Source organism: Pseudomonas sp. 22072 (assembly GCF_052046095.1).
Classification (GTDB): Bacteria; Pseudomonadota; Gammaproteobacteria; order Pseudomonadales; family Pseudomonadaceae; genus Aquipseudomonas; species Aquipseudomonas paracarnis.
This window is the reverse complement of record NZ_JBQEQE010000057.1, coordinates 1-7,406: the sequence shown is the minus strand read 5'-3', so window position 1 is coordinate 7,406 and position 7,406 is coordinate 1. Positions and strand designations below refer to the sequence as shown.

Sequence of the window (7,406 nt, the reverse complement as noted above, 5' to 3'; positions counted from 1 at the left end):
CTGGACGGCGACAACCTTGCCTACGTGATCTACACCTCCGGCTCCACCGGTTTGCCCAAGGGCGTGGCGGTGTCACACGGCCCGCTGGTGGCGCATATCATCGCTACCGGCGAGCGCTATGAAACCTCGCCGGCCGATTGCGAGCTGCACTTCATGTCGTTCGCTTTCGACGGCTCCCACGAAGGCTGGATGCACCCGCTGATCAACGGCGCCAGCGTGTTGATCCGTGACGACAGCCTGTGGCTGCCGGAATACACCTACGAGCAGATGCATCGCCATAACGTGACCATGGCGGTGTTCCCACCGGTGTACCTGCAACAGTTGGCCGAACATGCCGAGCGCGACGGCAACCCGCCGGCAGTGCGGGTGTACTGCTTCGGTGGTGATGCCGTTGCTCAAGCCAGCTATGACCTGGCGTGGCGCGCGCTGAAGCCTGAATACCTGTTCAACGGCTACGGCCCGACCGAAACCGTGGTCACGCCGCTGCTGTGGAAGGCACGCAAGGGCGACCCTTGCGGAGCTGTCTACGCGCCCATCGGCACCTTGTTGGGCAACCGAAGTGGCTACGTGTTGGATGCGCAACTGAACCTGCAGCCCATCGGCGTAGCCGGCGAGTTGTACCTGGGCGGCGAGGGCGTGGCCCGGGGTTATCTGGAGCGCCCGGCACTGACTGCCGAGCGTTTCGTGCCGGACCCGTTCGGCAAGCCCGGCAGTCGCGTGTATCGCAGTGGTGACCTGACCCGCGGGCGTCCGGATGGCGTGGTGGATTACCTGGGGCGTGTCGACCATCAGGTGAAGATCCGCGGTTTCCGTATCGAACTGGGGGAAATCGAAGCGCGCTTGCGTGAGCAAGCCAGTGTCGGTGAAACCGTGGTGGTCGCCCAGGAGGGGCCGACCGGCAAACAACTGGTGGCCTATGTGGTACCGGCCGACGCCAGCCTGGCCGACCAGGTTGAGTTCCGTGACGCCCTGCGTCGTGCCCTGAAAGCCGACCTGCCGGACTACATGGTGCCCAGCCACTTCGTATTCCTGGCGCAGATGCCGCTGACCCCCAACGGCAAGCTCGACCGCAAAGGCCTGCCGCTGCCGGATGCGAGCCAGATGCAGCAGCAGTACCTGGCCCCGCAAACCGAGCTTGAGCAGCAGATCGCCACGATCTGGGCCGACATCCTGCACCTGCCGCAAGTGGGCCTGAACGACAACTTCTTTGATGTCGGTGGCCACTCCTTGCTGGCGATCCAGATTACCTCGCGGGTGCAGGCCGAGCTCGGCCTGGACGTACCGTTGGTGGAACTGTTCCAGACTGAATCGCTGCGCGCCTACGTGCAGGCCGCAGCCACTTTCCGCGCCGGCAGCGTGGAAGATTTTGATGACCTTCGTGACTTTTTGAGCGAACTAGAGGCGATTTGAACCATGCTTTCCAACCCTAATATCGACCTGGTGTCGCGCTTTCTTCGCTTGCCTCTGGAGCAGCGCCAGCAGTTTTACCAGCGCCTGCAAAGCCGGGGCATGAGTTTCGCTCAACTGCCGATTGCTCCCACCCGCCACGACAGCGACACACCGACGTTGTCTTACGCCCAGGAACGCCAGTGGTTCCTCTGGCAACTGGACAAGGACAGCACCGCCTACCACATCCCTGGCGCCCTGCGTTTGCACGGGCACTTGGACCTGGCAGCGTTACAACGCAGTTTCGACAGCCTGCTGGCCCGGCATGAAAGCTTGCGCACGCAATTGGTCGAGGACGATGAACGTCTGTGGCAGGCAGTGATGCCGCAGGCGCGGGTGCAGATCCAGCAGGCGCATGTCGACCAAGCGCAGTTGATGGCGCGGGTGGAAGAGGAGGTGGCGCGGCCGTTCGATTTGCACCAGGCGCCGTTGTTGCGTGTGACGCTGTTGCAACTGGCCGAGGATGAGCATGTGCTGGTGATGGTGCAGCACCACATCGTCTCCGATGGCTGGTCGATGCAGGTGATGGTGGAGGAACTGGTGCAGCTCTACGCCGCCCATAGCCAGGGCCATGACCTGCAACTCCCGGAACTGCCGATCCAGTACGCCGACTACGCGCTGTGGCAACGCGGCTGGATGGAAGCCGGGGAACAGGCGCGCCAACTCGCGTATTGGCAGGCCCTGCTGGGCGGCGAGCAACCGGTGCTGGAATTGCCGCTGGACCGCCCGCGCCCGGCGCAGCAAAGCCATCGCGGTGCAAGCCTGCAGGTGCATCTGCAACCGACGTTGGTGGCGGGCCTCAAGCGCCTGGCGCAGCAAGAGGGCGTGACCGCGTTCATGCTACTGCTGGCGTCGTTCCAAGCCCTGTTGTATCGCTACAGCGGGCAGTCGGATATCCGCATTGGCGTGCCGAACGCCAACCGTAACCGCGTCGAAACCGAGCGGCTGATCGGCTTCTTCGTCAACACCCAGGTACTCAAGGCTGACCTTGACGGGCAGATGAGCTTTGCCGAGCTGCTGCAACAAACCAAACGCCGCGCCCTGGAGGCCCAGGCTCATCAGGACCTGCCGTTCGAGCAACTGGTGGTGGCATTGCAGCCTGAACGCAGCTTGAGCCATAACCCGTTGTTCCAGGTGATGTTCAACCACCAGACCGAGGCCCAGGGCGGCCGCGAAGGCCAACAGTTGCCGGGCCTGCGTGTGGTGGAACTGGACTGGGACAGCCAGACCACCCATTTTGACCTGAGCCTGGACACCCATGAATCCGCCGACGGGCTTTGGGCCGCGCTGACCTACGCCACCGACCTGTTCGATGCCGCCACCATCGAGCGCTTGGCGCAACATTGGCAGCACCTGCTGCAGGCGGTGGTGAGTGCACCCCGCAGCCGCCTCTGCGAACTGCCGATGGCGAGCGCCGCTGAGCAACACAGGATGCTCCAGAACTGGAACACCCCGGCTGGTGTCACCCCCTTTGAGGCTGTACACCGGCTGTTTGAAGCCCAGGCTGATCAGCAGCCGGAACGTCAGGCCCTGGCCCTGGATGAGCAGGCCCTCAGCTATGGAGAACTGAACCGTCAGGCCAACCGCCTGGCGCATTACCTGCTGGCTCAGGGCGTCGGCCCCCAAGGGCTGGTGGGGATCGCCGTGGAGCGCTCCTTTGCCATGGTGGTCAGCTTGCTCGCGGTGCTCAAGACAGGAGCGGCCTATGTGCCGCTGGACCCTGAGTACCCCCGCGAACGCCTGGCGCATATGCTTGAGGACAGTGGTGTGGGCCTGATGTTGACCCAATCCCACCTGCATGGGCGTCTGCCGTTGCCGGCCCGGGTGCTGGCGGTGGACATCGACCGGGTCCAGGCGCAGTTGGCGTTGTGTGCCGACAGTAATTTACCGGTTGATGTCGAGCCCCAGAGCCTGGCGTATGTGATCTACACCTCCGGCTCCACAGGCAAGCCCAAGGGGGTTGCCATCAGCCAGGCTGCACTGAGTGAGTTTGCTGGCATCGCGGCGGATTACTCGCAGCTGGTTGCCCAGGACCGAGTGCTGCAGTTTGCCACCTTGAACTTCGACGGTTTCGTCGAGCAGCTGTACCCAGCCCTGACCCTTGGCGCCACCGTGGTACTGCGTGGCCCGCAGTTGTGGGACGGTGCCGAGCTGTACCGGCAGATCATCACCCAGGGCGTTACCCTGGCCGACTTGCCCACGGCCTACTGGAAGCTTTTCCTGCAAGATTGCCTGGCAGCAGGCCCAAGAACCTATGGTGCCTTGCGCCAGATCCATATAGGTGGCGAAGCCATGCCGTTGGACGGCCCGCTGTTGTGGCAGCGCGCCGGGCTTGGCCATGTGCGCTTGCTCAATACCTACGGGCCTACCGAGGCCACCGTGGTTTCCAGCGTGCTGGACTGCACTGACCCGAGCGCCGTCGGCGCCGGCGGTGCCAGCCCCATTGGCCGGGCGCTGCCAGGGCGTGGCCTGTATGTGCTGGACCGTGACCTGAACCTGCTACCGCTGGGCGCCGTGGGTGAACTCTATATCGCCAGCGCCAATGGCTTGGCCCGTGCGTATTTGCAACGGCCAGGCCTGACCGCCGAGCGCTTTGTCGCTGATCCGTTCAGCCCATCCGGCGAGCGTCTGTACCGCACCGGCGACCTGGCGCGTTATCGCGCCGATGGTGTGGTGGAATATGTCGGGCGGGTCGATCACCAGGTCAAGGTCCGTGGCTTTCGCATAGAACTGGGTGAGATCGAAACCGTGCTGCTGGCCCAGGACAGCGTGCGTGAAGCGCTATTGCTGGCTGCCGACAACCAACTGCTGGCCTACCTGGTGCCTGCGCAGACGCTGCCTGAAACCGAGCGCGCCGAGGTTGGTGAACAGTTGATGGCCACCTTGCGCGACCACCTGCCGGACTACATGGTGCCGGCGCACCTGATCTTCCTCGACCGCATGCCGCTCAACCCCAACGGCAAGCTGGATCGCCAGGCGCTGCCCAAGCCAGATGCCAGCGTGGAACAACAGGATTGGCGAGCGCCGGTCACCCCGTTGCAACAACAGGTGGCGGCGATCTGGGCGGCTATTCTGGGGGCCGAACGGGTGGGCTTGAACCAGCACTTCTTCGAACTGGGAGGGCATTCCCTGTTGGCAATGCAGGTGGTGTCACGCATCCGCCAGACCCTGAGCCTGGAAGTGCCGCTCAAAGCCGTGTTCGAACACCCGCGGCTGGAGGCGTTTGTCGCGGCCTTGCAAACCCAGGAGAGCCTATTGCCAACGGCGCCGGCCCTACTGCCGGCCGGGCGTGTGCAGCCGTTGCCACTGTCTTACGCCCAGGAGCGACAATGGTTTCTCTGGCAACTGGAACCCCACAGCGCGGCGTATCACATTCCCAGCGCGCTGCGCCTGAAAGGGCAATTGGACCTGGCTGCGTTGCAACGCAGTTTCGATAGCTTGCTGGCGCGTCATGAAAGTCTGCGCACCCATATCCGCCAGGATCACGACGGCGCGGTGCAAGTGATTGAGCCGCCAATGTCCTTGCCGATCACCCAGGCTGATGTCGATGACGCCCAGCTCAAAGCCAGGGTGCAAGCGCTGATCGCCCAGCCGTTCGACCTGCAACAAGGCCCGTTGCTGCGCGTCACGCTGTTGCGCCTGGCCGCCGACGAGCATGTGTTGGTGTTGGTGCAGCATCACATCGTCTCCGATGGTTGGTCGATGCAGTTGGTGGTCGAGGAACTGGTGCAGTTGTATGCCGGTTACAGCCAAGGCCAGGACGTGCAGTTGCCGGCGCTGCCGATCCAGTATGCCGACTATGCCGTATGGCAGCGCAGTTGGATGGACGCCGGTGAAAAGCAACGTCAACTGGCCTACTGGCGTGAACTGTTGGGCGGTGAGCAGAGCGTGCTGGAGTTGCCGTTCGATCATCAGCGCCCGGCTGTGCAGAGCCACCGCGGCGCGCGCCTGGCGTTCGAGCTGGCGCCCGAACTCACCCAGGGGCTCAAGGCTTTGGCCCAACAGCAGGGCGTGACCCTGTTCATGTTGTTGCTGGCATCGTTCCAGACTTTGTTGCACCGCTACAGCGGCCAGGAAGAAATACGTGTCGGCGTGCCGATTGCCAACCGCAATCGCAGCGAGACCGAGCGCTTGATTGGTTTCTTCGTCAACACCCAGGTGCTCAAGGCGGATGTGCATGGGCAGATGAGTGTCGAGCAGTTGCTGCAGCACGTTCGGCAACGCGCCCTGCAAGCCCAGGCCCACCAGGATTTGCCGTTCGAACAACTGGTGGAAGCCCTGCAACCTGAGCGTAGCCTGAGCCACAACCCGCTGTTCCAGGTCATGTTCAATCATCAGACTGACATCGGCCAGGCTCAGGTTCAGCACCAATTGCCAGGGCTGCGGGTAGAAGGACTGGACTGGGACAGCAAGACCGCACATTTCGACCTGGACCTGGATATTCAGGAGTCCACCGAAGGTATATGGGCCACCTTGGGTTATGCCCAGGACCTGTTCGAAGCCAGCACCGTGCAACGCATGGCGCGTCACTGGCAGAACCTGCTGCAAGGTATGGTCGCCAACCCACGGCAGCAGCTCAGCCAGTTAAGCTTGCTGGACGCGACCGAACAACAACAGATCCTGCAACTGTGGAACCGCACGGAGTCTGGCTTTTCGGCCGAGCGCCTGGTGCATCAACTGTTTGCCGATCGCGCCCGGGCAAACCCGACGGCGGTGGCGGTGAAGTTCGACGCGCAAACCCTGAGCTACGGCGAACTGGATCGCCAGGCCAACCGCCTGGCCCATGCCCTGATCGCCCGTGGGGTCGGCCCGGAAGTACGGGTGGCCATCGCCATGCCGCGCAGTGCCGAAATCATGGTGGCGTTCCTGGCGGTGATGAAAGCCGGCGGTGTGTATGTGCCGCTGGATATCGAATACCCGCGTAATCGCCTGCTGTACATGATGCAAGACAGCCGTTCGAAATTGCTGTTGACCCATTCGGCCGTGCAACACCGGTTGCCGATCCCGGACGGCCTCGACGCCTTGGCGGTGGATCAGGTGCAAGCCTGGTCGGATTACAGCGATACGGCCCCGACTGTGGCTCTGGACGGCGACAACCTTGCCTACGTGATCTACACCTCCGGCTCCACCGGTTTGCCCAAGGGCGTGGCGGTGTCACACGGCCCGCTGGTGGCGCATATCATCGCTACCGGCGAGCGCTATGAAACCTCGCCGGCCGATTGCGAGCTGCACTTCATGTCGTTCGCTTTCGACGGCTCCCACGAAGGCTGGATGCACCCGCTGATCAACGGCGCCAGCGTGTTGATCCGTGACGACAGCCTGTGGCTGCCGGAATACACCTACGAGCAGATGCATCGCCATAACGTGACCATGGCGGTGTTCCCACCGGTGTACCTGCAACAGTTGGCCGAACATGCCGAGCGCGACGGCAACCCGCCGGCAGTGCGGGTGTACTGCTTCGGTGGTGATGCCGTTGCTCAAGCCAGCTATGACCTGGCGTGGCGCGCGCTGAAGCCTGAATACCTGTTCAACGGCTACGGCCCGACCGAAACCGTGGTCACGCCGCTGCTGTGGAAGGCACGCAAGGGCGACCCTTGCGGAGCTGTCTACGCGCCCATCGGCACCTTGTTGGGCAACCGAAGTGGCTACGTGTTGGATGCGCAACTGAACCTGCAGCCCATCGGCGTAGCCGGCGAGTTGTACCTGGGCGGCGAGGGCGTGGCCCGGGGTTATCTGGAGCGCCCGGCACTGACTGCCGAGCGTTTCGTGCCGGACCCGTTCGGCAAGCCCGGCAGTCGCGTGTATCGCAGTGGTGACCTGACCCGCGGGCGTCCGGATGGCGTGGTGGATTACCTGGGGCGTGTCGACCATCAGGTGAAGATCCGCGGTTTCCGTATCGAACTGGGGGAAATCGAAGCGCGCTTGCGTGAGCAAGCCAGTGTCGGTGAAACCGTGGTGGT

The 7,406-nt window shown here is 63.3% G+C and carries 2 protein-coding genes; both read left to right on the top strand.

The window, feature by feature from the left end:
* On the top strand, positions 1–1,410 hold a 1,410-nt coding region (locus tag ACTJLA_RS26695; RefSeq protein ID WP_440842469.1), incomplete at its 5' end, for an AMP-binding protein.
* 3 nt (positions 1,411–1,413) lie between these two features.
* A partial coding sequence (locus tag ACTJLA_RS26690) for an amino acid adenylation domain-containing protein (protein WP_440842467.1) occupies positions 1,414–7,406 on the top strand: 5,993 nt, incomplete at its 3' end.